General features: G+C 56.2%; 16 protein-coding genes and 1 pseudogene. 1 reads left to right on the top strand and 16 read right to left on the bottom strand.

The genetic code is table 11. From position 1 onward, the window contains the following. Window positions 1-16: 16 nt before the first annotated feature. The 9 genes and pseudogenes from gltB to pilM all read right to left on the bottom strand — a co-directional run bounded on the left by gltB (window position 17) and on the right by pilM (window position 12,180). Window positions 17-4,465: a glutamate synthase large subunit gene (gltB, locus tag ACIQYF_RS01295; RefSeq protein ID WP_402855697.1), complete on the bottom strand. Its 4,449-nt coding sequence runs from the start codon at window positions 4,463-4,465 to the stop codon at window positions 17-19. Between the two features lie 331 nt (window positions 4,466-4,796). Beyond that, window positions 4,797-6,377 carry an AAA family ATPase gene (locus ACIQYF_RS01290; protein ID WP_402855694.1) on the bottom strand — a complete coding sequence of 527 codons (1,581 nt, stop codon included), beginning with the start codon at window positions 6,375-6,377 and terminating at the stop codon, window positions 4,797-4,799. 10 nt (window positions 6,378-6,387) lie between these two features. Continuing rightward, window positions 6,388-7,488 carry a 3-dehydroquinate synthase gene (aroB, locus tag ACIQYF_RS01285; protein WP_402855691.1) on the bottom strand — a complete coding sequence of 367 codons (1,101 nt, stop codon included), beginning with the start codon at window positions 7,486-7,488 and terminating at the stop codon, window positions 6,388-6,390. A 113-nt stretch (window positions 7,489-7,601) separates the two neighbouring features. After that, entirely contained in the window at window positions 7,602-8,120 is a 519-nt protein-coding gene (aroK, locus tag ACIQYF_RS01280; RefSeq protein ID WP_402855688.1) for a shikimate kinase AroK, read from the bottom strand. 4 nt (window positions 8,121-8,124) lie between these two features. Next, window positions 8,125-9,375: pseudogene (locus ACIQYF_RS01275) on the bottom strand (type IV pilus secretin PilQ); the annotation flags it as partial. A gap of 135 nt (window positions 9,376-9,510) precedes the next feature. Next, a complete protein-coding gene (locus ACIQYF_RS01270; RefSeq protein ID WP_402855686.1) occupies window positions 9,511-10,041 on the bottom strand; it encodes a pilus assembly protein PilP in 531 nt (176 codons plus the stop codon). Next, complete coding sequence (locus ACIQYF_RS01265; protein ID WP_402855683.1) at window positions 10,038-10,661, bottom strand: type 4a pilus biogenesis protein PilO; 624 nt, start codon at window positions 10,659-10,661, stop codon at window positions 10,038-10,040. Before ACIQYF_RS01265 ends, ACIQYF_RS01270 begins: the two co-directional genes overlap by 4 nt. After that, complete coding sequence (locus tag ACIQYF_RS01260) at window positions 10,658-11,224, bottom strand: PilN domain-containing protein (RefSeq protein ID WP_402855681.1); 567 nt, start codon at window positions 11,222-11,224, stop codon at window positions 10,658-10,660. Before ACIQYF_RS01260 ends, ACIQYF_RS01265 begins: the two co-directional genes overlap by 4 nt. Next, on the bottom strand, window positions 11,224-12,180 hold the full coding sequence (pilM, locus tag ACIQYF_RS01255) for a type IV pilus assembly protein PilM (protein ID WP_402855678.1): 957 nt from the start codon (window positions 12,178-12,180) through the stop codon (window positions 11,224-11,226). The genes ACIQYF_RS01260 and pilM overlap by 1 nt, the downstream gene beginning before the upstream one ends. A 206-nt stretch (window positions 12,181-12,386) precedes the next feature. Here pilM and ACIQYF_RS01250 point away from each other — a divergent pair, with 206 nt between their 5' ends. After that, on the top strand, window positions 12,387-14,810 hold the full coding sequence (locus ACIQYF_RS01250) for a penicillin-binding protein 1A (protein ID WP_402856175.1): 2,424 nt from the start codon (window positions 12,387-12,389) through the stop codon (window positions 14,808-14,810). 68 nt (window positions 14,811-14,878) lie between these two features. Here the strand turns inward: ACIQYF_RS01250 and ACIQYF_RS01245 are convergent, their stop codons facing one another. Genes ACIQYF_RS01245 through ACIQYF_RS01215 form a run of 7 tightly spaced genes read right to left on the bottom strand, consistent with a single transcriptional unit; the run spans window position 14,879 to window position 23,140 of the window. Beyond that, on the bottom strand, window positions 14,879-17,173 hold the full coding sequence (locus ACIQYF_RS01245) for a lipase family protein (RefSeq protein ID WP_402855675.1): 2,295 nt from the start codon (window positions 17,171-17,173) through the stop codon (window positions 14,879-14,881). Beyond that, complete coding sequence (locus ACIQYF_RS01240) at window positions 17,082-17,858, bottom strand: hypothetical protein (RefSeq protein WP_402855672.1); 777 nt, start codon at window positions 17,856-17,858, stop codon at window positions 17,082-17,084. The genes ACIQYF_RS01245 and ACIQYF_RS01240 overlap by 92 nt, the downstream gene beginning before the upstream one ends. Before the next feature lie 12 nt (window positions 17,859-17,870). After that, entirely contained in the window at window positions 17,871-18,647 is a 777-nt protein-coding gene (locus ACIQYF_RS01235) for a hypothetical protein (RefSeq protein ID WP_402855669.1), read from the bottom strand. Between the two features lie 11 nt (window positions 18,648-18,658). Further along, window positions 18,659-19,435 carry a hypothetical protein gene (locus ACIQYF_RS01230; RefSeq protein ID WP_402855666.1) on the bottom strand — a complete coding sequence of 259 codons (777 nt, stop codon included), beginning with the start codon at window positions 19,433-19,435 and terminating at the stop codon, window positions 18,659-18,661. Window positions 19,436-19,446: 11 nt separating this feature from the next. Beyond that, window positions 19,447-20,223, bottom strand: a complete 777-nt coding sequence (locus ACIQYF_RS01225) for a hypothetical protein (RefSeq protein ID WP_402855663.1) — start codon at window positions 20,221-20,223, stop codon at window positions 19,447-19,449. Next, a complete protein-coding gene (locus tag ACIQYF_RS01220) occupies window positions 20,220-21,074 on the bottom strand; it encodes a DUF4123 domain-containing protein (RefSeq protein ID WP_402855660.1) in 855 nt (284 codons plus the stop codon). The genes ACIQYF_RS01225 and ACIQYF_RS01220 overlap by 4 nt, the downstream gene beginning before the upstream one ends. Next, window positions 21,071-23,140, bottom strand: a complete 2,070-nt coding sequence (locus ACIQYF_RS01215) for a type VI secretion system tip protein VgrG (protein ID WP_402855657.1) — start codon at window positions 23,138-23,140, stop codon at window positions 21,071-21,073. Before ACIQYF_RS01215 ends, ACIQYF_RS01220 begins: the two co-directional genes overlap by 4 nt. Between the last annotated feature and the right edge of the window lie 22 nt (window positions 23,141-23,162).

Raw genomic sequence — 23,162 nt, 5'->3', positions numbered from 1 at the left:
ACTTTTCAGGCGCATATCACTGCGGGTTGGCACGGATGCTGGAAAGCAACGACTTCAAGCTGGCAGCCTTAGGCTTCACCATCCAGAAACGACGCAGGTAATCATCGAGATTTTCCGAGAGGTTACGACCCCACTCGCTGTTGGTTTCCTCAACGTATTCGTTCAGAACATGTTGCAGATGGTTGCGATAGGCTTCCATCGCTTCGCCACTGATACGCTGGATTTCCACCAGTTCGTGGTTCACCTTGTCGACGAAAGTGTTGTCCTGATCCAGCACGTAGGCAAAACCACCAGTCATGCCAGAGCCGAAGTTGTAACCGGTTTTGCCCAATACGCAGACGAAACCGCCTGTCATGTATTCGCAGCAGTGATCGCCAGTGCCTTCAACCACGGTGTGAGCACCGGAGTTACGTACCGCGAAACGCTCACCCGCAGTGCCAGCGGCGAACAGCTTGCCGCCTGTGGCGCCGTACAGGCAGGTGTTGCCAATAATCGCGCTGTCCTGGGTTTTGTAGACGCTGCCTGCAGGCGGCACGATCACCAGCTTACCGCCGGTCATGCCTTTGCCTACGTAGTCGTTGGCGTCACCTTCCAGGTACATGTTCAGACCCCCGGCGTTCCACACACCAAAGCTCTGACCGGCAGTGCCTTTGAAGCGGAACGTAATCGGCGCCTTGGCCATGCCTTGGTTGCCGTGAGCACGGGCGATTTCACCCGAGATACGAGCACCAATCGAACGGTCACAGTTGCAGATGTCCAGCGCGAACTCAGCACCGCTCAGGTCGTTGATGGCCGAACTGGCCAGCTCGACCATCTTCTCGGCCAACAGGCCTTTGTCGAACGGCGGGTTGCGGTCAACCTGGCAGAACTGCGGCTTGTCAGCCGGAATGTGGTCGCTGCCCAGCAAAGGCGTCAGGTCGAGGTGCTGCTGCTTGGCCGTCTCGCCTTGCAGGATGTCCAGCAAGTCAGTACGACCGATCAGCTCTTCGAGGCTGCGTACGCCCAGCTTGGCCAGCCATTCGCGGGTTTCTTCGGCCACGTAGGTGAAGAAGTTGACCACCATGTCGACGGTACCGATGTAGTGGTTTTTACGCAGTGATTCGTTCTGCGTTGCTACACCGGTGGCGCAGTTGTTGAGGTGGCAAATACGCAGGTATTTGCAGCCCAGCGCGATCATGGGCGCGGTGCCGAAGCCGAAGCTTTCAGCGCCCAGGATGGCCGCCTTGATCACGTCGAGACCGGTTTTCAGGCCTCCGTCAGTCTGCACCCGAACTTTGCCACGCAGGTCGTTGCCGCGCAGGGTCTGGTGGGTTTCAGCCAGACCCAGCTCCCACGGAGCGCCCGCGTATTTGATTGAGGTCAGGGGTGATGCGCCGGTGCCGCCGTCATAACCGGAGATGGTAATCAGGTCGGCATAAGCCTTGGCCACGCCAGCGGCGATGGTGCCAACGCCCGCTTCAGCCACCAATTTGACCGAGACCAGCGCTTTAGGATTGACCTGCTTGAGGTCAAAAATCAGCTGCGACAAGTCTTCGATAGAGTAGATGTCGTGGTGCGGCGGTGGCGAGATCAGGGTCACACCGGGTACGGCGTAACGCAGTTTGGCGATCAGACCGTTGACCTTGCCGCCTGGCAGTTGCCCGCCCTCGCCCGGCTTGGCGCCTTGGGCAACCTTGATTTGCAGCACTTCGGCGTTGACCAGATATTCGGGAGTCACACCGAAACGGCCGGTCGCCACTTGTTTGATTTTCGAGCTTTTGATGGTGCCGTAGCGCGCCGGGTCTTCGCCGCCTTCACCGGAGTTGGAGCGTGCGCCCAAACGGTTCATGGCTTCGGCCAAGGCTTCATGGGCTTCTGGCGACAAGGCGCCGAGCGAGATACCGGCCGAGTCAAAGCGCTTGAGGATTGAGTCCAGCGGTTCGATTTCATCGATGGCCAATGGCGTATCGAGGGTTTTGACCTGGAACAAATCGCGGATCATCGACACCGGACGTTTGTCGACCAGTGCGGTGTATTCCTTGAACTTGCTGTAGTCGCCCTGTTGCACAGCCGCTTGCAGGGTAGCGACCACGTCGGGGTTGTAGGCGTGATATTCGCCGCCGTGCACGTACTTGAGCAGGCCGCCTTGCTGGATGGCCTTGCGCGGGCTCCAGGCTTCGGCTGCCAACAGCTTCTGTTCGGCTTCGAGGTCGACAAAACGTGCGCCCTTGATGCGGCTTGGCACGCCACGAAAGCTCAGGTTGCACACTTCTTCGGACAGACCGATGGCCTCGAACAGTTGCGCGCCACGGTAGGAGGCAATGGTCGAGATGCCCATCTTCGACAGGATCTTGAGCAGGCCCTTGGTGATGCCTTTACGGTAGTTTTTGAACACTTCATAAAGGTCGCCCAGCACCTCGCCGGTGCGAATCAAGTCACCCAGCACTTCATAGGCCAGGAATGGATACACCGCCGAGGCGCCAAAACCGATCAAGACCGCGAAATGGTGCGGGTCGCGGGCCGTGGCGGTTTCTACCAGGATGTTGCTGTCACAACGCAGGCCTTTTTCGGTCAGGCGGTGGTGAACAGCACCGACTGCCAGCGCAGCGTGAACCGGCAACTTGCCCGGCGCGATATGACGGTCGGTCAGCACGATCTGGCTATGACCCGCACGCGCAGCTTCTTCGGCCTGATCGGCGATGTTGCGCACGGCGGCTTCAAGACCCATCGACTGGTCGTAATTGAGGTCGATGATCTGACGCTCAAAGCCCGGCAGATCGAGGTTCATCAGCGAACGCCATTTAGCAGGCGAGATCACGGGTGAACTGAGGATGACGCGCGAGGCGTGCTCCGGCGATTCCTGGAAGATGTTGCGCTCGGCACCGAGGCAAATTTCCAGCGACATGACGATGGCTTCACGCAGCGGGTCGATCGGCGGGTTGGTGACCTGCGCGAACTGCTGACGGAAGTAGTCGTACGGCGTTCGCACGCGCTGGGACAGCACAGCCATTGGCGTGTCGTCACCCATCGAGCCCACAGCTTCGTAGCCCTGCTCGCCCAGTGGGCGCAGCACCTGATCACGCTCTTCAAACGTGACCTGGTACATCTTCATGTACTGCTTGAGCTGATCAACGCCGTAAAAAGCCGAACCGTGGTCATGGTCGTCGATCGTGGCCTGAATGCGCAGGGCATTCTTGCGCAGCCACTGTTTGTAAGGGTGGCGCGACTTCAAGCGGTTATCGATGGAGTCGGTGTCCAGCACCTGGCCGGTTTCAGTGTCGACCGCCAGGATTTGCCCAGGGCCCACACGCCCTTTAGCGATCACGTCTTCAGGCTTGTAATCCCACACGCCGATTTCGGAGGCGATGGTGATATAGCCATTGGTGGTCGTGACCCAGCGCGCCGGACGCAGGCCGTTACGGTCGAGCAGGCAGACCGCGTAACGACCGTCGGTCATGACCACGCCCGCCGGGCCGTCCCACGGCTCCATGTGCATGGAGTTGTACTCATAGAACGCCCGTAGGTCGGGGTCCATGGTTTCAACGTTCTGCCACGCAGGTGGAATCAGCATGCGCACGCCACGGAACAGGTCGATACCGCCGGTGACCATCAACTCCAGCATGTTGTCCATGCTGGAGGAGTCAGAACCCACGCGGTTAACCAACGGGCCAAGCTCATCGAGGTCGCCGATCAGGTCATTGGCAAACTTGGTGCGACGGGCCAGTGCCCAGTTGCGGTTGCCGGTAATGGTGTTGATCTCGCCGTTGTGGGCAAGAAAGCGGAATGGCTGAGCCAGCGGCCATTTCGGCAGGGTGTTGGTGGAGAAGCGCTGGTGGAACACGCAGATCGCGGTTTGCAGGCGCTCATCGCTCAGGTCTGGATAGAAGGCGGTGAGGTCCGCCGGCATCATCAGGCCTTTATAAATGATGGTCTTGTGAGAAAAGCTGCAAATGTAGTGATCGGTGTCGGCCGCGTTGGCGACCGAGGAGCGACGACGGGCGCTGAACAGCTTGATCGCCATGTCCTGATCGCTCAGGCCTTCACCTGCGATGAACACTTGTTCGATTTGCGGCAGACGTTCCAGCGCCAGACGACCCAGCACGCTGGTATCAATCGGCACTTTGCGCCAGCCGACCAACTGCAGGCCCGCCGCGAGGATTTCGCGGTTCATGTGGGCACGGGCTGCTTCGGCCTTGATGGGGTCCTGGTTGAAAAACACCATGCCGACTGCGTATTGCTTGGGCAGATCAGTGCCGAAGTGTTCTTTGGCGGTTGCACGCAAGAACAGGTCAGGCTTTTGAATCAGCAGGCCACAACCGTCACCGGTCTTGCCGTCTGCGTTGATCCCACCGCGGTGGGTCATGCAGGTCAGGGCCTCAATGGCGGTTTGCAATAGGGTATGACTGGGTTCGCCCTGCATGTGGGCAATCAGGCCGAAACCACAGTTATCCTTGAATTCATCGGGGTGGTACAGACCTGCTTTCATAGACACTTTCTCACCAGGCTGCCCCAAAAAGGGGCAAATTTCTTTTAATTCAACCACTTGCTTCCCGCGCTGAACGTACGCCAGCTTGGCAGGAGCAAAAGGGTGGTCATTCTACACACCGTCACAAACGCCCACAAATTAAGCGGCGATTAACCGTAAATTTATGTCGCAATGATGAAGGTTTAAAGTGATTGCTCGTGCTAGTCAAAACATTTTTTGATGTTGACCGCTGTACGGCGCAGACACCACAAAGCACACGGCTAGAAGCCGCATGCTCGTGCGAGTATTTTTGATGTGTAAGAACGGCGACCTGGGTAAGGTCGCCGGGACATCAGCGAGCTGCTGCCAGTTCTTGTTGGACGCTGGCGACAGTGCGAGGCCAAGGTTTACCAGCCTGAGTCTTCGCTGGCAAGTTCTTGATTGCTGCAGTGGCTGCGGCATGGCTTGGGAAGTTGCCATAAGTGACGACGTACAGCGGCTTGCCATTCAAGGTTTTCTTGAAGTAGCGGGCTTCGCCGCCCAACTCTTTAGCAACGTTTTGAGCGGAAGCCTCGGAGCTGGTGCCGACGATCTGCACTACGTAGTTGCTGGCTGGCTGGCTGGTGTACCAGCTACCGCCCGCTGCGGCCTTGGCCACGGTGACAGGCTTCTCGGCTGGCTTCTCGACCGCTTTGACCACAGGCTTGGGCGCAGGGGCTGGAGCAGGCTTGGCCACTGGTGCTGGTGCTGGCGCAGGTTTAGCGGCTGCAACGGCTGGCGCTGGGCGTGGTGCAGGCGTTGGACCGGCTGGCACGCCTGCCGGCGGCGCAGTGGTGGTCACGGTGGGTGGCTGAGCAACGCCACCGACCGATGGCACCGCACCATCATCGCCTTCAGCAATGCCACCCGCCTCTTCAGCCAGCGGCCCACGCATCACTGGCTGCGATTGGCCCACCAGCGGCAACGGCATTGGCTGTGAAGACCCGGCGAAATCAATCGACGGGTTGGCGCCGGCCTTCGGCGTAGCCTGACCCAACGGTAATTGCCCTTGTTCAGCAGTCGGCGCGGTTGGCGCCTTGCTGCGGCCTGGAATCAAAATGGCCGCGGCGACAGCCACTACCACTACTGCACCAATGGCCAATACGTGTTTCTTCGGCATCTTGAACCCCATACTTGGACGCTTGACCGCTGAACGGCTAGCAATCATGGCTTCGATCATTGCATCGCGGGCGACCTGATTGATGATGCCAGGCCAGCCTTCGGAGCTCTCGTGTATATCTGAGATCTGCTGCGCGCTAAAGAGTTCGATTCCGCGCCCTGCACCTTCAAGGCGCTGAGCCAGATACTCGCGGGTTTCCTCTTCGGTGTACGGCTGCAATTCGATCACGTGAAAGCGTTCTTCATCAGCACTTAGCTGCTCAAGCCCGGCAATCATTGATGGCTCGCCGAACAGGAACACATGCGGACGGCCTTCCGGCGTGCCCGCCGCCAGCCCCAGCAATGCTTCCAGAGCCGATTCGTCGAGCTGCTCGGCATCATCGACCAGCAAGTAGACTTCTTGCCCGGTGAGCGCCAATTGCACCACTTGAGCCAGGATCGCACCCACCTCAGGCCGCGCAACATTCAAGGTTTGCGCCACTTGGTGCAAGATCCCGGCCGCATCGCCAGCCCCCCGTGCCGATACCACCACACTCTGCACCGACTGCTTGTTGGTGCTCGCGACCAATGCCTGGCGCAACAAAGTCTTGCCGCTGCCCTCAGGCCCGGTCACCACCAACAGCAATTGACTGTAACGGGCAAGGTGATGCAACTGCCCGAGCACCGGCTTGCGTTGCGCAGGGAAAAACTTGAAGCCCGGCACCCGAGGGGCGAAGGGGTCGTGATTGAGCTGGAAGTGACCGAGGAACGCCTCGTCGGCATGCAAACTAGTCATCGCGATCTTATTAACCTTTAAGCTGAGCCAGTGCGCGGTAATCCGCACCCAGCGTGGCTTGTAGAACCTCTTGTGGATAATCGTCAGTCACTGTGGCTTCTCCGATGCGACGCAACAGCACCAGACGCATACGACCGTCGATCACTTTTTTATCAACTGCCATGTGTTGCATGAAATCGGCGGCAGTCATTTCAGCGGGTGGCACTACGGGCAAACCGGCGCGCTGAAGCAACCGAATTGCGCGATCACGATCCGCCTCGCTGATCCAACCAAGACGCGTGGACATTTCCAGCGCCATCGCGGTGCCCGCGCCTACGGCCTCACCGTGCAACCACACGCCATACCCCATGTGGGTTTCGATCGCATGACCAAACGTATGCCCCAAGTTGAGCGTGGCACGCACCCCCGATTCACGTTCGTCAGCGCCCACCACGTCAGCCTTGGCCTGGCATGAACGATGAATCGCAGCCGTCAGGGCTACCTGGTCAAGGCCACGCAGGGCGTCCATGTTGTCTTCAAGCCAGGTCAAAAACGGCTCATCGCAGATCAGACCGTATTTGATGACTTCGGCCAGGCCTGCCGACAACTCACGCGCAGGCAGGGTATTAAGGGTTTGGGTGTCAATCAGCACCAGATTGGGCTGATAGAAAGCACCGACCATGTTTTTACCCAGCGGGTGGTTGATCCCGGTTTTACCGCCCACCGACGAGTCCACTTGGGACAGCAAGGTGGTAGGCACCTGAATAAAATCAACACCGCGCTGGTAGCAGGCGGCTGCAAAACCGGCCATATCCCCCACCACGCCGCCGCCCAGGGCGACTACGGTAGTACGGCGATCGTGACGAGCAGTGAGCAGGCCATCGAAAATCAGTTGCAGGGTTTCCCAGTTTTTAAACGACTCGCCGTCCGGCAGGATGATCGGCACCACAGAATACTGCGCAAGGCTGCGGGTCAGACGCTCAAGATAGAGTGGCGCGACGGTTTCGTTGGTCACAATCGCCACCTGGCGACCGGCGATATGCGGGGCCAGCAACTCGGGCTGATCCAACAAACCTTCGCCAATATGAATTGGGTAGCTACGCTCGCCTAGATCAACCTTCAGTGTCTGCATGAAACCCCGCGTAGAAAGAGGACGCTGGCGCCCTGCTTCGCAAATATCAAATGATGGCCGCACCGCTGAACGGGCATGGTGGGCGCCGAGGATAACGCATTTCGTGGCGCACTTTAACGGGGAGGTAGCTGCGCCAGACGCTCGAGAATATCCAGAACAACCATTCGCGGGGGCCGCTCATCGGTTTCGACCACCAGGTCGGCGATTTCCCGATACAGCGGATCGCGCACGGCCAACAGGTCACGCAGGGTTTTCTCCGGGTTGGCGGTGCGCAGCAAAGGTCGATTGCGGTCGCGCGCGGTGCGGGCCACCTGCTGCTCGACAGAGGCATGCAAATACACGACCCGCCCGCCAGCACGCAGCGACTTGCGGTTTTCCGGGCGCATCACTGCGCCCCCACCGGTCGCCAACACCACGCCATCGGACTCGCATAGCTCGGCAATCATTGCCGCTTCGCGATCACGAAACCCCGGTTCGCCTTCTTTATCGAAGATCCACGGGATATTGGCACCGGTGCGCACTTCAATTTCCTTATCGGAATCTTTGAACGGCAGGTGCAGCTCTTTGGCCAGCAAACGTCCGATGGTGCTTTTACCAGCCCCCATGGGCCCAACAAGAATCAAATTTCGCACAGAATCAATGACTCACAGCAATCGCCTGGTTGTTCATGATACGCGGAGTCAGGAACACCAGCAGCTCGGATTTTTTTTCCTGGACAACGTCTTTACGGAAAAGTCGGCCAACATACGGCAGATCGCCCAAAAATGGCACTTTATCTACTACTTTGCTTTGAGTATTTGAGAACACACCGCCGATTACGATGGTTTCGCCGTCCTTGACCAACACCTTGGCCTTTACCTCGTTCTTTTTGATCGGCGGCACGTTATTGACCATGTTCATATAGTCCGGCTCATCCTTGGTGACCACGACCTCCATAATCACACTGCTGTCCGGGGTGATTTGTGGTGTCACTTGCAGCGACAGCGAGGCCTCCTTGAACGACACCGACGTGGCACCGCTGGAGCTGGACTCCTGATAGGGAATTTCGGTGCCTTTAAGGATCTTGGCGGTTTCTTTGTCGGAGGTGACCACTTTGGGCTGAGAGATGATTTCACCGTTGCCGGTTTTTTCCATCGCACTCAGTTCCAGGTCCAGCAAGACATTGTTGGAGATAAAGGCAATGCCTAACCCCGAGGTATTGCCCTTGACGCCCAAGTCGACAAAAGGCGCACTCACATTGCCGGGCTCTGCCCCCGCTTCAGTCACCGGAGCGATACCGCCTGCGCTCCATTTGCCACCCTTGTTCAAGGCTCCGCCCCAGCGCACGCCCAGATTGCGCTCAAAGTCGACTCCCGCTTCCACGATGCGGGCCTCGATCATGACCTGACGGACCGGCACATCCAGTTGCGCCACGATGCGCCGCAACTCGTCCAGCTGCGCGCCAGACTGGAACGCGATGATATTGTTGGTGCGTTCGTCCACCGTGATGGAGCCGCGCGCGCCATCACTGACCTGGCCCTCAGCAACGGACTGGAACAACTTGGCGATGTCTGCCGCTTTGGCGTAATTGACTTGCACCAGCTCGCGCCGCAAAGGCGCCAGTTCGGCCAGCTGATTACGCGCCTCCAGCTCATATCGCTCGCGGGCGGCTATTTCTTCGGCCGGGGCAATTAGTAGCACATTGCCTTCGAGGCGCTTGCCCAGGTCTTTGCTTTTAAGCACCAGGTCCAGCGCCTGATCCCACGGCACATCCTCCAGATTGAGGGTAATGCTGCCTTGAACGGCGTCACTGACCACCAGGTTGAACTGGGTGAAATCTGCCAATAACTGAAGCACCGTGCGCACTTCAATGGCTTGAAAGTTCAGCGACACTTTCTCCCCGGTATACACCGGGCTCGACGCACTACTAGCTGGTTTTACAAAAGCCGGGGGCTGGACGACAGCCAACACCGACGGCGAACTCAGCGCACTCCATAGCGCCAGTCCGCAGACCGGGAAAATCCTTTTCATGGTGTATATCCGTTAAGACTGCTGCTTCAAAGGGATGCTCAGGGAGCGCTCCAGCCAACCGCCCTGACCATCTGAAATCACTTCAAACACTTCAACGTATTCGGGATTGATAAAGGCCACCTGACCGTTATTGCGCCCCAGGTAATCACCGACTTTCAAACGATGGACAATCCCGTTGGCACGCAGCAAGGCGCTGGCGCCCTGATCGTTGGAAAATGTACCGACCATCTCGAATTGCTCAAGATCCAGCCCCTCCAGAAACTGCCGGGGCCGGTCGATGTCCAGCTCATCAGTCACCAGGAGGCTGACCTGCCAACTGCCCGCCCCTTCCTCACGCAAGACCTGAAAAGGGCTGCGTAACGTGCCTGCCTCATAAGCAACCACACGGGCAGGTTCTATGTCGGGAACAGGCGGGATCATGGCCTGCGGGGCGGGTAGGGGCGCCTGCAAATACGCGTGCAATTGCGCGGTGCTTTGGGCGTTATCGCAGCCCGCCAGCGCGGCCATCAACCCAAGACTAAACAGCCGAAAGCCAACACTCATGGGATCAATCCTTGATCGTAGGTGCGGTAAGTCTTGGCCAACAAGGTCATGCGCAGTTGGCCGTCCCCGCTTTCATTGAGCGGCGCAAGGGCGAAGTCATGCAGGGTGACGATGCGCGGCAGGCTCGCCAGGCTACTGACGAAAAGCCCGAGGTCGTGATAACCGCCGACCAGCACCATCTTTAAGGGCAGTTCGGCATAAAACGGTTGAAGCTCCTCGGGCGACCACTGAATGTGCTCGATCAACAAGCCGCTGGTCAGGCCAAGGCGCGATACCTCATCCAGCAAGCCGGGCACTTCTGCCTGACTGGGCAGTTGCTGTAACAAGCCACTGAAGGCCGTCTCGAGCTCGCGCAGGTGCATCAACCACGCTTCCAGGCCAGCTGCCTGGGTAGCTTTAGACGCAAATTCGGTTTTTAACGTGACCTCGACTTCGCGCTGTTGTGCAAGCCGGCCGATCGGTGATTGCAGGTGCAACCCGTACCCCATGATCAGCAACACGCCCACCAAGAGCAGCGCCACCAGGGTTTTAAACCTGAGCGACCACCAGCCCACACGTTCAACGTTCAGGTCTCGCAGATCGAATTGATCAAGACGGCCCAGCCATTGGGCCGCGTTCACAGTTGGCCGCCGCTGTGTACATGTCGGGTTTGGCGCACGGTCATTTCAAATAACCGTTCCGGCCCCTCTGCATGGATGGGCCCCGCTTGCACGTCAATCAGCACGGGGGTTTCGAGCCAATGCGAGGCATCGAGGTTGCGCATCAGCTCTGCGACAAGCTTATTGGACTGAGCCACGCCGGTGATCACGAGCGTCTGGCCAGCCATTTTCACATCCGTGAAATACACGCCATGGGGCAGGCTGCGCGCCAGTTGCTCCAAAATGATGCCGCTGTCAGATCGATTGCCCTGAAGCGTCTCGATGGTCTGCATGCGTTCGAGCAACTGTTCTCGGCGCACTTTCAACTGATCGATCTGTTCGGCACGACCATCCAGTTGCACCATGGCACTTCGGATCAAATCATTGCGCGCCAACTGGCGCTCCACCGCCCGGTCAATAAAGTGGTCAATCACAAACAAGCCACCTACCGCCATCGCTGACAGCGCGAGCAATACGATCACAAAACGCTTACGTCGTTTTTCTCGCAACAATGCGCGCCACGGCAGTAAGTTGATTCTTGCCATTAATCAAACCCCCTCAAGGCCAGACCGCAGGCAGTCAACAACATCGGAGCATCGCAAAGCAAGGCTTGAGGTGTTAGCAAAGGATTAACACTCATCAGCGCAAACGGGTTGGCAACCTGCGTGTGCACGCCCAGTTGAGCCTCCAGCCACGCACTCAGACCGCTGCGTGAGGCCGCCGCGCCAGACAGGACGAGTGAAGCAAGAGGTTCGACAAACGGTTCAAGAGCGCGCCTGATGTGTTGCAACGCAAGACGGTTGAATGCTTGATCCTCAAGCTCATCCCAACCAAACAGCAACTCTCGGGAATAAAGCACCTGCCCCTGCTGCACAACACTCAGTACCGTCGTACGGGGTGCAAAATCGACCACCGCCACTGCACCGGGCGTCAGCAAACCTGTTACAGAAGGCGTCAACGCCTCAACCGCTCGGGCCAAAGCGTGAGCTTGCACAGCAATCACCCGCGCCTTGAGCCCGGCATGGCTCAAAACCGCCTCGTACCAGTCAAGCGTCTGTTGACGGCACGTCACCAGCAGCACGTTCAACCGTTCAGGATTATTCGGTACACAGCCCAGGACCTCGAAGTCCAGTGCCACCTCATCCAGTGCATACGGAATGTATTGCTCGGCTTCAAGGCGAACGTAAAGCTCAAGGTCCTCTTCGCTGAGGCCTGCGTCCACCTCAAGGTTTTTACAGATGACCTGCGTGTCAGGGACTGCCACCACCGCATCACGCGCCACCACCGAGGCCGTGCCCAACACTTTGACCAATGCCTGCGCGGCACTTTTCGGATCGACACCGGTCAGATCGTCCAGGAGCACGCCAGCTAATGGCTCAATGCCATAACCCTGCAACTGGAAGGTACCGTGCGAACGGCTCAACTCGACAACTTTTATCGCGTGTAAACCGATGTCGACACCCAAATACCGCTGGCGGGCGTTGCGAAAATATCCGGACATTGTGGTTTTCCCTAATGCAATCCGTGACTTACGGAGGGTCAATGATGAGATCCGTTCATAACCCGTTCTGACATGCGGTCCCTGACGCTCACGACCGAAAAATGCTTATAATGCCGGGCGTTTTTTTCCGCACCGTCGACCCCGCATAACTGCGCACTACCCTGACGTGCACACCCATTTCTTAATCTGGAAATCCAAAAGCCTTGATTCGTCTGCTGAAGTTTTTCGGGTGGTCTTTCGTTGCCGTGTTCTGCGGGCTCTTGCTCGCGCTTAGCGGCGCGTATCTCTATCTTAGTCCTGGCTTGCCGTCCGTAGAGTCGCTGAGAAGCATCCAGTTGCAGATTCCTTTGCGGGTCTATACCAGCGACGGCAAATTGATTGCAGAGTTTGGCGAAATGCGCCGCTCTCCGATCAAGTTCGCCGACATTCCGCCCAATTTCATCAATGCTTTGCTCTCGGCAGAGGATGACAACTTCGCCAATCATTACGGGGTCGACCCCAGCAGCCTGATGCGTGCCGCCACCCAGTTGGTAAAAAGCGGACACATACAATCGGGTGGCAGCACCATCACGATGCAGGTGGCGAAGAACTATTTCCTGACCAGTGAGCGGAGCTTTTCCCGCAAAACCAACGAAATCCTATTGGCCCTGGAAATTGAACGCGAGCTGACCAAGGACGAAATCCTTGAGCTGTACGTGAACAAGATTTACCTCGGCAACCGCGCCTACGGCATCGAGTCCGCGGCGCAGGTCTACTACGGCAAATCGATCCGCGACCTGAGCCTGGCGCAGATGGCAATGATTGCCGGCCTGCCGAAAGCCCCTTCGCGCTTTAACCCGCTGGCCAACCCGGTGCGCAGCAAAGAACGCCGCGACTGGATCCTGGGCCGTATGTACAAGCTGGGCAAAATTGATCAGGCCAGCTACGAAGCCGCCATTGCCGAGCCGGTCAACGCCAGTTACCACGTGCAAAGCCCGGAAGTGAACGCGCCTTACATCGCCGAAATGGCCCGCGCCGAGATGGTCGGCCGTTATGGCAGCGAGGCGTACACCGAAGGTTATCGGGTGACCACCACCGTACCGAGCGACCTACAAGCGTTGGCCAACAAGTCGGTTGAAGACGGCCTGATGGCTTACGACCAGCGTCACGGCTATCGCGGCCCAGAATCACGCTTTGCGGGCAAAACCCAAGCGGTCTGGACCCAAGAGCTTGCCAAACAACGGCCGATCAGCGGGCTTGAGCCTGCCATCGTGACTCAGGTCGACAAAGACGGCCTGCACGTGCTGACCCGCAATGGCGAAGCGCACGTCCCGTGGGACAGCATGAAATGGGCCCGTAAGTTCCTGAACACCAACAGCATGGGCCCGATGCCCAAGCAGCCTTCAGACGTGGCGCAAGTGGGCGATTTGATTCGCGTGCAACCGCAAGCTAACGGCACCCTCAAGTTCAGCCAAGTGCCAAACGTGCAAGGCGCACTGGTATCGCTTGCTCCGGACAACGGCGCCATTCGCGCACTGGTCGGTGGCTTCGCCTTTGAGCAAAGCAACTACAACCGGGCGATGCAGGCCAAGCGTCAACCGGGCTCCAGCTTTAAGCCTTTCATTTACAGCGCGGCACTGGATAACGGCTACACCGCCGCCACGCTGGTGAACGACGCCCCGATCGTGTTTGTCGACGAGTACCTGGATAAAGTCTGGCGCCCGAAAAACGACACCAACACCTTCCTCGGCCCGATCCGCCTGCGCGAAGCCTTGTACAAGTCACGCAACCTGGTATCGATCCGCGTACTGCAAAGCTTGGGCGTTGACCGCACCATCGACTACATCAGCAAGTTCGGCTTTAACAAGCAGGACCTGCCGCGCAATCTGTCGCTGGCCTTGGGGACTGCCACCCTGACCCCGATGGAAGTCGCCACCGGCTGGAGCACCTTTGCCAACGGCGGTTACAAAATCACGCCGTACCTGATCGATAAAATCGAAAGCCGCAACGGCGAGACCCTGTTCGTGGCCAATCCGCCAAGCGTGCCGAAAAACGCCAGCAAAGACGTGCCTCCCGAGGCCGCAGCGCTGACCATCGACACCATCAACGCCGCACCCGGCCTGCCGACCACCGAAACCCAGGCTGTTGCTGAGCGCATCGTTGACGGGCGCACCACCTACATCCTTACCAGCATGTTGCAAGACGTGATCAAACTCGGCACCGGCCGTCGCGCCCTGGCGCTGGGCCGTACTGATCTGTCGGGCAAAACCGGTACCACCAACGAATCCAAAGACGCCTGGTTCTCCGGCTACAACGCTGATTACGTGACCACCGTGTGGACCGGTTTCGACCAACCGGAAAGCCTGGGGCGTCGTGAATACGGCGGTACCGTGGCCTTGCCGATCTGGATGAGCTACATGGGCGGCGCGCTCAAAGGCAAACCTGCACACAGCCAGGCCGAGCCCGAAGGCATCCTCAGCCTGCGCATCGACCCTGCCAGCGGCCGCATTGCATCACCCGGCACACCGGGCGCCTACTTTGAACTGTTCAAAAGCGAAGACACACCGCCGACCAACAGTGAACTGGGCAATGGCGTAGCACCGGGCAGCCCGCTGCCGGCAGAAGATGGGGCTCCGATCGATCTCTTCTGACCAAGAGCGCTGCATGGGGTTAGCTGCCTGTTAGACGCGGTTTTTAGCTTGCAGCTAGCGGTTCACCGCTACGGCAAATCGAGAATGTCGCCCAGGTAGGGCGCGCCGACTACATGGAGGCCCAGCGAGGCGTCCAACTCGGCCATGGAAAGCCCCTTGGGTGCCATGGCCAGTTGCTCAACGCGGGTGCTGTCGCTGTTGGCCTGCCAGCGCTCGATACTTTCAGCCAGGCCTTCAGCGTCTGCCGTGCGATTGCCATACACGTCGGTCGGTTGCACAACGTTGTAGCTCAGCGTTCGCAACCGATCACGGGTCATCTTCATCTTTGCGGCTTCCTCGAGCAGCGAATCAATCGCCCTAACGGTAATAAGGGCGCGCGGCAGCGGTTGATGAATCATCTCGCCGACTTTGTCTTTCACCTGCTTCTCAACACGCGACAACATCTCATCTACCCACTCCAGTTCTCGCCCGGTCACTCGTGGGCGATTGTTTGCCTGTGCTTCTTGCCAACGGCGAAGCGTGGCCCAGCAGTGCGGGACATAGCTGCCAGTCATCGAGTGATTACCCGCGTCCATTACTTGCTGGATAAAGCTCCCTCGGGCTGGCAGCCCATCGTGTTGCGCAATAGCGAGGGTGCACGCTGCGTGCTGGGCCAAGGTCTCGCAGCCCGGCGCCCACAAAATATGTGAAACCTCTCCGTCATCGAAATCCACCGGCATAAAGTGCTGCAGTTGCCCGTGGTGCATATAGGCTTCGCCACCCACATTGACCATGCTGGTGACATAAGCCGCGAACTGGGCCGGCACTTGTAGGAAACGGATACCAAAACCAGGCATCGGATCGCCCGGCTTAACTTTCATCCAAGGCGCTGGAACGCTTGGTACAGGGTCGTTGTGATTGACCATACGGTGATGCACCAAGGACTCGGCCGCTTTGACGAAGGTTGCGTCTCCAGCGCGAGGGGAGCCGTAGGTGTGGAGCAGAATGTCGTAAGTAAAACCAGGTCTGCGGCGCAACATCTCCGACAGTATTAAAGCGATAGCCCCGCCCAAACTGTGGCCACAGATCAGAATTTTTTGGCCTGCGTGGAATTTATCTAGATATTTTGTTGCAAACTCATAAGCCTGTTTGGCAGCCCCATAAAAACCGCGATGAACAGCGCCTTCACCTTCCTCAAAAGGTACCTGAAACGCATCGGCATCTCGAAGAGCATCAGGGACCCCCTCACTGGTGCCACGAATAGCGATCAAGATGATTTCATCGCTATGAGTAGCGAAGGCTTGGGTATCGGTATCGATGACATCGCCTCGGTCATCCAAGAAGTGGATTTTAGCCGGGCTTTCTTGATCGGGCCCCTGCTGAGGTTGATTTATCGGGTACAGCGCTGGGTCGAAAGGTACGATTTCAAAACGTCTGGAATACGCCACATCCTCATACAGCGGGTAATACGCTTGAACCTGCCCGGCATCGACTCGCCAGAGTTGCCGATACTTGGCCAAAACATCACCAAACCAGTTACCCGAACTTGGTACTTGCTTAAAGCTGACACTGGCCTCGTGAATCGGATGCTGATCCGGCGCTTGACCAAAAGGGCAGTAACTCAATGTGGCCATTAACGACAACTGATAAAGGTTTAGCGCGCAAAATTGCGGGTCAGTCGAGAACATTGGGCGTAAAGCCCGTAGAGGTCGCACTTGCAGAATGCTGTGTCGGCTGCCGAGCATACATACGCCCCGGGGGCTGTGCCTGACCATCAACTGTCGGGCGCCCTCGGAAGGCGGGTAATGGCATGCCACTACGGGCGGTAAGTGCGACACATGCTCCACCAAATGCCGGACTTCTATTTGGTAAAAATCCGTGTTCGCAAGAAGAAGTGCAGGGTTATTCGACGTGCGACTACCGTCTTTATTGAAGTAACGTGTTTGTTCGGCCCGGACTTGAAGTTCGGTGATTTTTAGGGGGTAGTGCTGGCGAGCCATTAGTCCACCGTACCGGTCATCCAACCCTTGATAGGAGGAGAGCATTGTCAGCGCTATAGGCCCCGCAAAGTGATTTATGACTTCCCCCGTTCCGGACGAATCTAAAAAACCGTTGTATTTAAAGCCTTCAAAGTCAACTGCCTCATAGGCCAATCCAGCGTAGGGCTTTCCATCATCAAACTCATCCACCAGCTGAAAGGTTGACCGTTTCCCTTGCACTGGACAGGTAAACATACGTCCTTTCAAATCGACACCTTTAACTTTCTCAGACACCATGTGTCTCCTACCTTTTTTATTCAGTACAGCCAGGATAAATAGTGCACTGCCTGCCATCAGGCATAATGAAATGACTAAAATCTTTGTCATTACCTCTACAAAAAGCATAGGGATCCTTAAACTCTTTACCCATACACTTTTTCCAGCCGCCAAGAACCTCCACCCAGGTATCACCCATAGAAGGGCTTTCTTTTTCAGCCAAATTAATCTTCATTTTCACTGTCTTACCCGGAATCTGATCCAGGGTGTAGGCTCCTACGGGTCCACCCAGCGGAGGAGGATGTTTTAAGTTTGCATCTTTACAATTTAGCAACTTTATTAGACGCCTATTAATTCCAACTGTCCTGAACGTCCATCCACACTGCCCATAAAAAGTGCTTACGCCTGCCTCATTGAATGACTCTGCATACCTCTTGTCATCCAGTTTATCTCTAACAAGTATCTGAGCCGCTGACGAACTAAAATCACCTCGATCCTTGCCATAAACCGCGTTGATTACTAACTCGATGCTATACACAACCAACGGACATCCTTTACGCGTTCGTCGAATTGTTATTTCCGAGTCAGGCTTATAATCCTCGCGCCACCAATAGTTGAAGGTAGGCGCCTTATTATATTTGGTCTCTACAGTGCACGTCTCACCCGGCGCAGGGGCATAATTAACCACGGCCTTATATTTAAAACCCGGCGGCATATCAACACTAAACGTAAAGGTATTCGGCTCCTTTAAATACCAACCTATTGCTGCAACACTAAAAACAACCAATACCAAACAACCAATGACTCGTCTCATAGCCATAACCTTTTATTCAGTACAGCCAGGATAAATAGTGCACTGCCTGCCATCAGGCATCATGAAATGACTAAAATCTTTGTCGTTTCCATTGCAGAACGCATAGTGATCTTCAAAACCATCCCCCAAACAGCGCTTCCAACCATTGGGAGCCTCCACCCAGGTATCGCCAATAGAAGGGCTTTCTTTTTCAGCCAAATTAATTTTCATTTTTACGGTCTTGCCCGGTAGTTGATCCAAGGTATAAACCGCTATTGGCCCACCATACGGAGCAGGGTGTTTGATATTTAAATCTTTACAACTCAGTAACTTTCTAAGTACTCGAGTAGTACCAGAGGTGCGAAAGGTCCAACTACACTCTCCGTAAAAAGTGCTCATACCTGCCTCGTCGAAATACTCTCGATATGCCTCAGCATTCAACTTATCTTTAACGACCACCTGAGCCGGCGCTGAACTAAAGTCACTCCGATGCCTGCCATAGACCGCATAAATTTCTAACTCGATATTGTACACAACCAACGGACAGCCTTTACGCGTTCGGCGAATCGTTATTTCCGAGTCGGGTTTATAGTCTTCTCGCCACCACTCATTAAATACCGGCCTCTTATTATCTTTCGTCTCTACCTTGCACGTTTCACCCGGCGCTGGCACGTAATAAACGGCCGCCCTATATTTAAAACCCGGAGGCATATCAACACTAAACGTAAAGGTATTCGGCTCCTTTAAATACCAACCTATTGCTGCAACACTAAAAACAACCAATACCAAACAACCAATGACCCGTTTCATAGCCATACCTTTTATTCAGTACAGCCAGGATAAATAGTGCACTGCCTGCCATCAGGCATCATGAAATGACTAAAATCTTTGTCATTACCTCTACAAAAAGCATAGGGATCCTTAAACTCTTTACCCATACACTTTTTCCAGCCACCAAGAACCTCCACCCAAGTATCCCCCATAGAAGGGCTTTCTTTTTCAGCCAAATTGATTTTCATTTTTACGGTCTTGCCCGGTAGTTGATCCAAGGTATAAACCGCTATTGGCCCACCATACGGAGCAGGGTGTTTGATATTTAAATCTTTACAACTCAGTAACTTTCTAAGTACTCGAGTAGTACCAGAGGTGCGAAAGGTCCAACTACACTCTCCGTAAAAAGTGCTCATACCTGCCTCGTCGAAATACTCTCGATATGCCTCAGCATTCAACTTATCTTTAACGACCACTTGTGCCGGCGCTGAACTAAAGTCACTCCGATGCCTGCCATAGACCGCATAAATTTCTAACTCGATATTGTACACAACCAACGGACAGCCTTTACGCGTTCGGCGAATCGTTATTTCCGAGTCGGGTTTATAGTCTTCTCGCCACCACTCATTAAATACCGGCCTCTTATTATCTTTCGTCTCTACCTTGCACGTTTCACCCGGCGCTGGCACGTAATAAACGGCCGCCCTATATTTAAAACCCGGCGGCATATCAACACTAAACGTAAAGGTATTCGGCTCCTTTAAATACCAACCTATTGCTGCAACACTAAAAACAACCAAGACCAAACAACCAATGACCCGTTTCATAGCCATACCTTTTATTCAGTACAGCCAGGATAAATAGTGCACTGCCTGCCATCAGGCATCATGAAATGACTAAAATCTTTGTCGTTACCTCTACAAAAAGCATAGGGATCCTTAAACTCTTTACCCATACACTTTTTCCAGCCACCAAGAACCTCCACCCAAGTATCGCCCATAGAAGGGCTTTCTTTTTCAGCCAAATTGATTTTCATTTTTACTGTCTTCCCCGGCAATTGATCCAGGGTATAAAGCGCCACAGGCCCACCCGGTAAAGGAGGGCGACTTATATTTACGCCTTTACAATCAAGCAACTTTACAAGCCGTCTATTCCCCCCAACAGTCCGGAACGTCCACCTACACTCTCCAAAAAAAGTACTTACGTCCGCAGCGTCGAAATGCTCTCTATACATTTCAGCATCCAATTTTTCTTTAAAAACTATCTGAGCCGCTGACTCACCAAAGTCACCTCGATCTTTACCGTAGGTTGCGTAAATCCTCAGCTTTATGTTGTACACAACCAACGGACAGCCTTTACGCGTTCGGCGAATCGTTATTTCCGAGTCGGGTTTATAGTCTTCTCGCCACCACTCATTAAATACCGGCCTCTTATTATCTTTCGTCTCTACCTTGCACGTTTCACCCGGCGCTGGCACGTAATAAACGGCCGCCCTATATTTAAAACCCGGCGGCATATCAACACTAAACGTAAAGGTATTCGGCTCCTTTAAATACCAACCTATTGCTGCAACACTAAAAACAACCAATACCAAACAACCAATGACTCGTTTCATACCGCCCCCTCCCCTGCCCAAAACTTCGCTATCTGGCTAATGCGCTGAAAATGCGCAGCCGAATCTTCGTGAGGATGCGGATGCCATTGCGCTGGCAGTTCATAACCGGGGAATTTCAGGCTGTGGGTTAACAAAAACTCCAACTGCTCTGACTCGCCCCAGCCCCAGGCATCTGCCTGTTTGCACCTCAGGCTTATCCACTCCAGAAGCGGAAACCTATCAACGACTTGCAAGCAGCCGAGTTGATGCTGCTCCATTAAAAAGCGCAGCGCGTTGGCTTCTTGGATGACCGCTTGCTGGGAGTTCACATCGGGCACATTCAGCCAAGCCGGGACGTCGGGCAGCGGATGTTCGCCAGGGGCCGGGTTGTCAGTGACGGCCCACTGCTCACCCTGCCAGTAGCAAACGCTGATGGCTTGCCCCAGATAGGCCGGGAGCAGGTCTGCTGACAAATGCCTCAGTGCACGGGTCAGCACGCGGCTGTCCTGAAACCGATACAAGGCCCGCTCAGGACGTGTGCCGATCAGCAAACGTGCACGCCAGTGCTCAAGCCATGCAGGTAAATCGCCCGGCGCGAGGCTGGCCAACCAGCCCCAATGACGTTCGGGGGCGCTAAGCAGTTCGGTCAGACATTCGCTGTCAGCCGTGTCGAGCCCAATCAAAAAAGGCCCGGCATTAGCCAGTTCAGCCACAGGCGTTTGGCTGTAAACACTGTAATAACGGTTGTGGGCGCGCCCATTCAGCAAACCCGTACGGGCCTCGATTTCCTTTTGAGAATCCAGTACCAGACACACGTCGCGGCCTTGGCCGCGTTGCTCATCCATCCACTGGCTTGGCAGTACGGGGCTCATTGCGATGCGCCTTCAGGCAGGCACACGCCGTTTTTGCAGGCCTCGCACACTGGGCAAAAGTCAGCGCCCAGTGCGTGGGTGTCGGCCATTAGCGCCAGCTGTGTCGGCGCGATGGCCGTTGGCAAGGCTTCAGGCGCCAGCAAGCGCTCTGACTCACCCGGCAGCAGCGGCACCGCTGGCAGCCCCGGCAGCGGCGCACCGCCCAGCAGGATCGGGCAACTGGCATAAATGCCCGCTGCGCCAATCAGCAAATGCTGCCCGCCTGCCATCAAGGTGATGTTGGCCCCCGCATCGATCACCACACTCGCTCCGCCCTTGAGGTGCACGTGCATCCCAGCGTCGGCGACCAGCGCCACCCCGACTCGGGTATGGCTGCTGCCGGCGACCATCAGGTGGTCGTTGGCGTTGAGCTGGACTTTGCGATCAAGGCTGACGGTGCGTTGCTCTTCGGCGTCGAACACCGAAATGTTGTTACCCGTGATGGTTTCTTCGCGTTTGCCATCGACCTGCAACAAGCTGTCGTTTTTTATGTGTTGCTGCATATCGCGCTGAGCGTGGAGGTAGATCTGCTCCTGGCCTTTGCGGTCTTCGATGCGCAACTCGTTGTAGCCGCTGCCGCCGGGAGTGCTGCGGCTGCGAAACACACTTTGGGTTTTGTTGGCCGGGAGTTTGAGTGGCGCCGGATTGAGGCTGTTGATCAGGCAGGCAGAAATGACCGGCTGATCCGGGTCGCCGTCCAGGTAGACCACCAACACTTCCATGCCCACGCGGGGGATGACCACGCCGCCATGGCTGTCGCCCGCCCAGCTCGACGACACCCGCAGCCAGCAACTGCTTTGATCGTCGTCGATGCCGCTGCGGTCCCAATGGAATTTAACGCGAACCCGACCGTATTCATCGCAATGGATTTCTTCACCTGTGGGCCCGGTGACGCGGGCGGTTTGGCTGCCGAGGATGCGTGGTTTGGCGAAGACTTCCTGCGCACGGTAGGTCACGTCCTCGGGGATAGCGTGAAAGGTGTTGCGATACCCCTGAGTAAAGTCGCCTTCATCCGCCATCTGCGTGCTGGGGCTCTGTTCTTCCAGGACCTGAGGCTGTTTGCCCTCGTGAATGACCTGAGTCAGCAACCAGCCCATGTTGAGCGCCGCGCGGGGATGCGCGCTCATCTGTAAAAAATGGCCACTGCTCAGGGTCGGCTGATCGCTGCGACCGCTTGCCTGACGATAGCCGGTTTGGTGATGTTCCAGCGTGCGCTGACTCTGCTCTTGGCCCTGAGCAATGTCGATGAAGCGACCAGGGTAGGTGTAGTTCTCAAGAACACGCCCGCCACACCCTGGGCTGCTGTCGGCCTCCAGCGTGCGGCTGGCTTTTTGAAAGTCATAATCGCGACGGGCCGTGCGGTTGGTCGTGGTTTTAAAGCGCAGTTCAACGTGATTGATCGAGGGCTCTTCGGCCACCATGCCTGCACGTTGCACGTAGGGTGTCGGGTGCTTCAACCGGGTAAACGCTTGCTGTTTGTCACCGAACACCAACTGATGGCCGTCAGGCGAATGCCGAAAGTAGTAGTGGAAACCTTCCTCAAAACACAGGCGCTGGATAAAGCGCAAATCAGACTCGCCGTACTGCACGCAATATTCGCGTGGCGTGTAAGACGAGAACGAGTTGAAGGTGTAGGCATTGCCGAGGATGCCGTGCTCTTCCAGTATTTCTTCGATGATTTGTTGCACCGTCAGGCGCTGAAAAATGCGGTGATTGGTGCGATAGGCCAGGTAGGCCAACTGCGGCTCCAGCGTCAGCCAGTAGTGAGTCAGGCGCGCGCCGGGACTGCTGAGGCTAATGCTGGAGATCTGCCCGTGGACGCCATTGCCCTGCGTGTCAAACGCCAGAAAGGCTGGCTGGTGCAGTAGCGCTTCGAGATCCAGACCTGAACGATTGCTGACCAGTTCGACATCAAAGGAGAAGGGCCTGCTGATGGCTTCATTGCCGGCAAAAGCCAAAACCCGAAGCTCATGTTCAACACCGGGAATGGTCAGGCTAAAGCGGAATTGACGGTCAAACGTGGACATCCGTGGCTCCTCAGACGCAGAG

Origin of the sequence: Pseudomonas sp. NPDC096917 (assembly GCF_044762555.1) — a bacterium.
Lineage (GTDB): Bacteria > Pseudomonadota > Gammaproteobacteria > Pseudomonadales > Pseudomonadaceae > Aquipseudomonas.
Note: the sequence above shows the minus strand (reverse complement) of the source record. Positions and strands in the feature narration are given on the sequence as shown.

Coding starts and splice junctions, on each gene's coding strand:
- ACIQYF_RS01230 (WP_402855666.1), bottom strand. CDS start 19,435: ATGAAACGGGTCATTGGTTGTTTGGTCTTGGTTGTTTTTAGTGTTGCA.
- ACIQYF_RS01260 (WP_402855681.1), bottom strand. CDS start 11,224: ATGGCAAGAATCAACTTACTGCCGTGGCGCGCATTGTTGCGAGAAAAA.
- ACIQYF_RS01225 (WP_402855663.1), bottom strand. CDS start 20,223: ATGAAACGAGTCATTGGTTGTTTGGTATTGGTTGTTTTTAGTGTTGCA.
- ACIQYF_RS01290 (WP_402855694.1), bottom strand. CDS start 6,377: ATGACTAGTTTGCATGCCGACGAGGCGTTCCTCGGTCACTTCCAGCTC.
- pilM (WP_402855678.1), bottom strand. CDS start 12,180: ATGTCCGGATATTTTCGCAACGCCCGCCAGCGGTATTTGGGTGTCGAC.
- ACIQYF_RS01270 (WP_402855686.1), bottom strand. CDS start 10,041: ATGAGTGTTGGCTTTCGGCTGTTTAGTCTTGGGTTGATGGCCGCGCTG.
- gltB (WP_402855697.1), bottom strand. CDS start 4,465: ATGAAAGCAGGTCTGTACCACCCCGATGAATTCAAGGATAACTGTGGT.
- ACIQYF_RS01235 (WP_402855669.1), bottom strand. CDS start 18,647: ATGAAACGGGTCATTGGTTGTTTGGTATTGGTTGTTTTTAGTGTTGCA.
- ACIQYF_RS01220 (WP_402855660.1), bottom strand. CDS start 21,074: ATGAGCCCCGTACTGCCAAGCCAGTGGATGGATGAGCAACGCGGCCAA.
- ACIQYF_RS01240 (WP_402855672.1), bottom strand. CDS start 17,858: ATGAGACGAGTCATTGGTTGTTTGGTATTGGTTGTTTTTAGTGTTGCA.
- aroB (WP_402855691.1), bottom strand. CDS start 7,488: ATGCAGACACTGAAGGTTGATCTAGGCGAGCGTAGCTACCCAATTCAT.
- ACIQYF_RS01245 (WP_402855675.1), bottom strand. CDS start 17,173: ATGCTTTTTGTAGAGGTAATGACAAAGATTTTAGTCATTTCATTATGC.
- ACIQYF_RS01215 (WP_402855657.1), bottom strand. CDS start 23,140: ATGTCCACGTTTGACCGTCAATTCCGCTTTAGCCTGACCATTCCCGGT.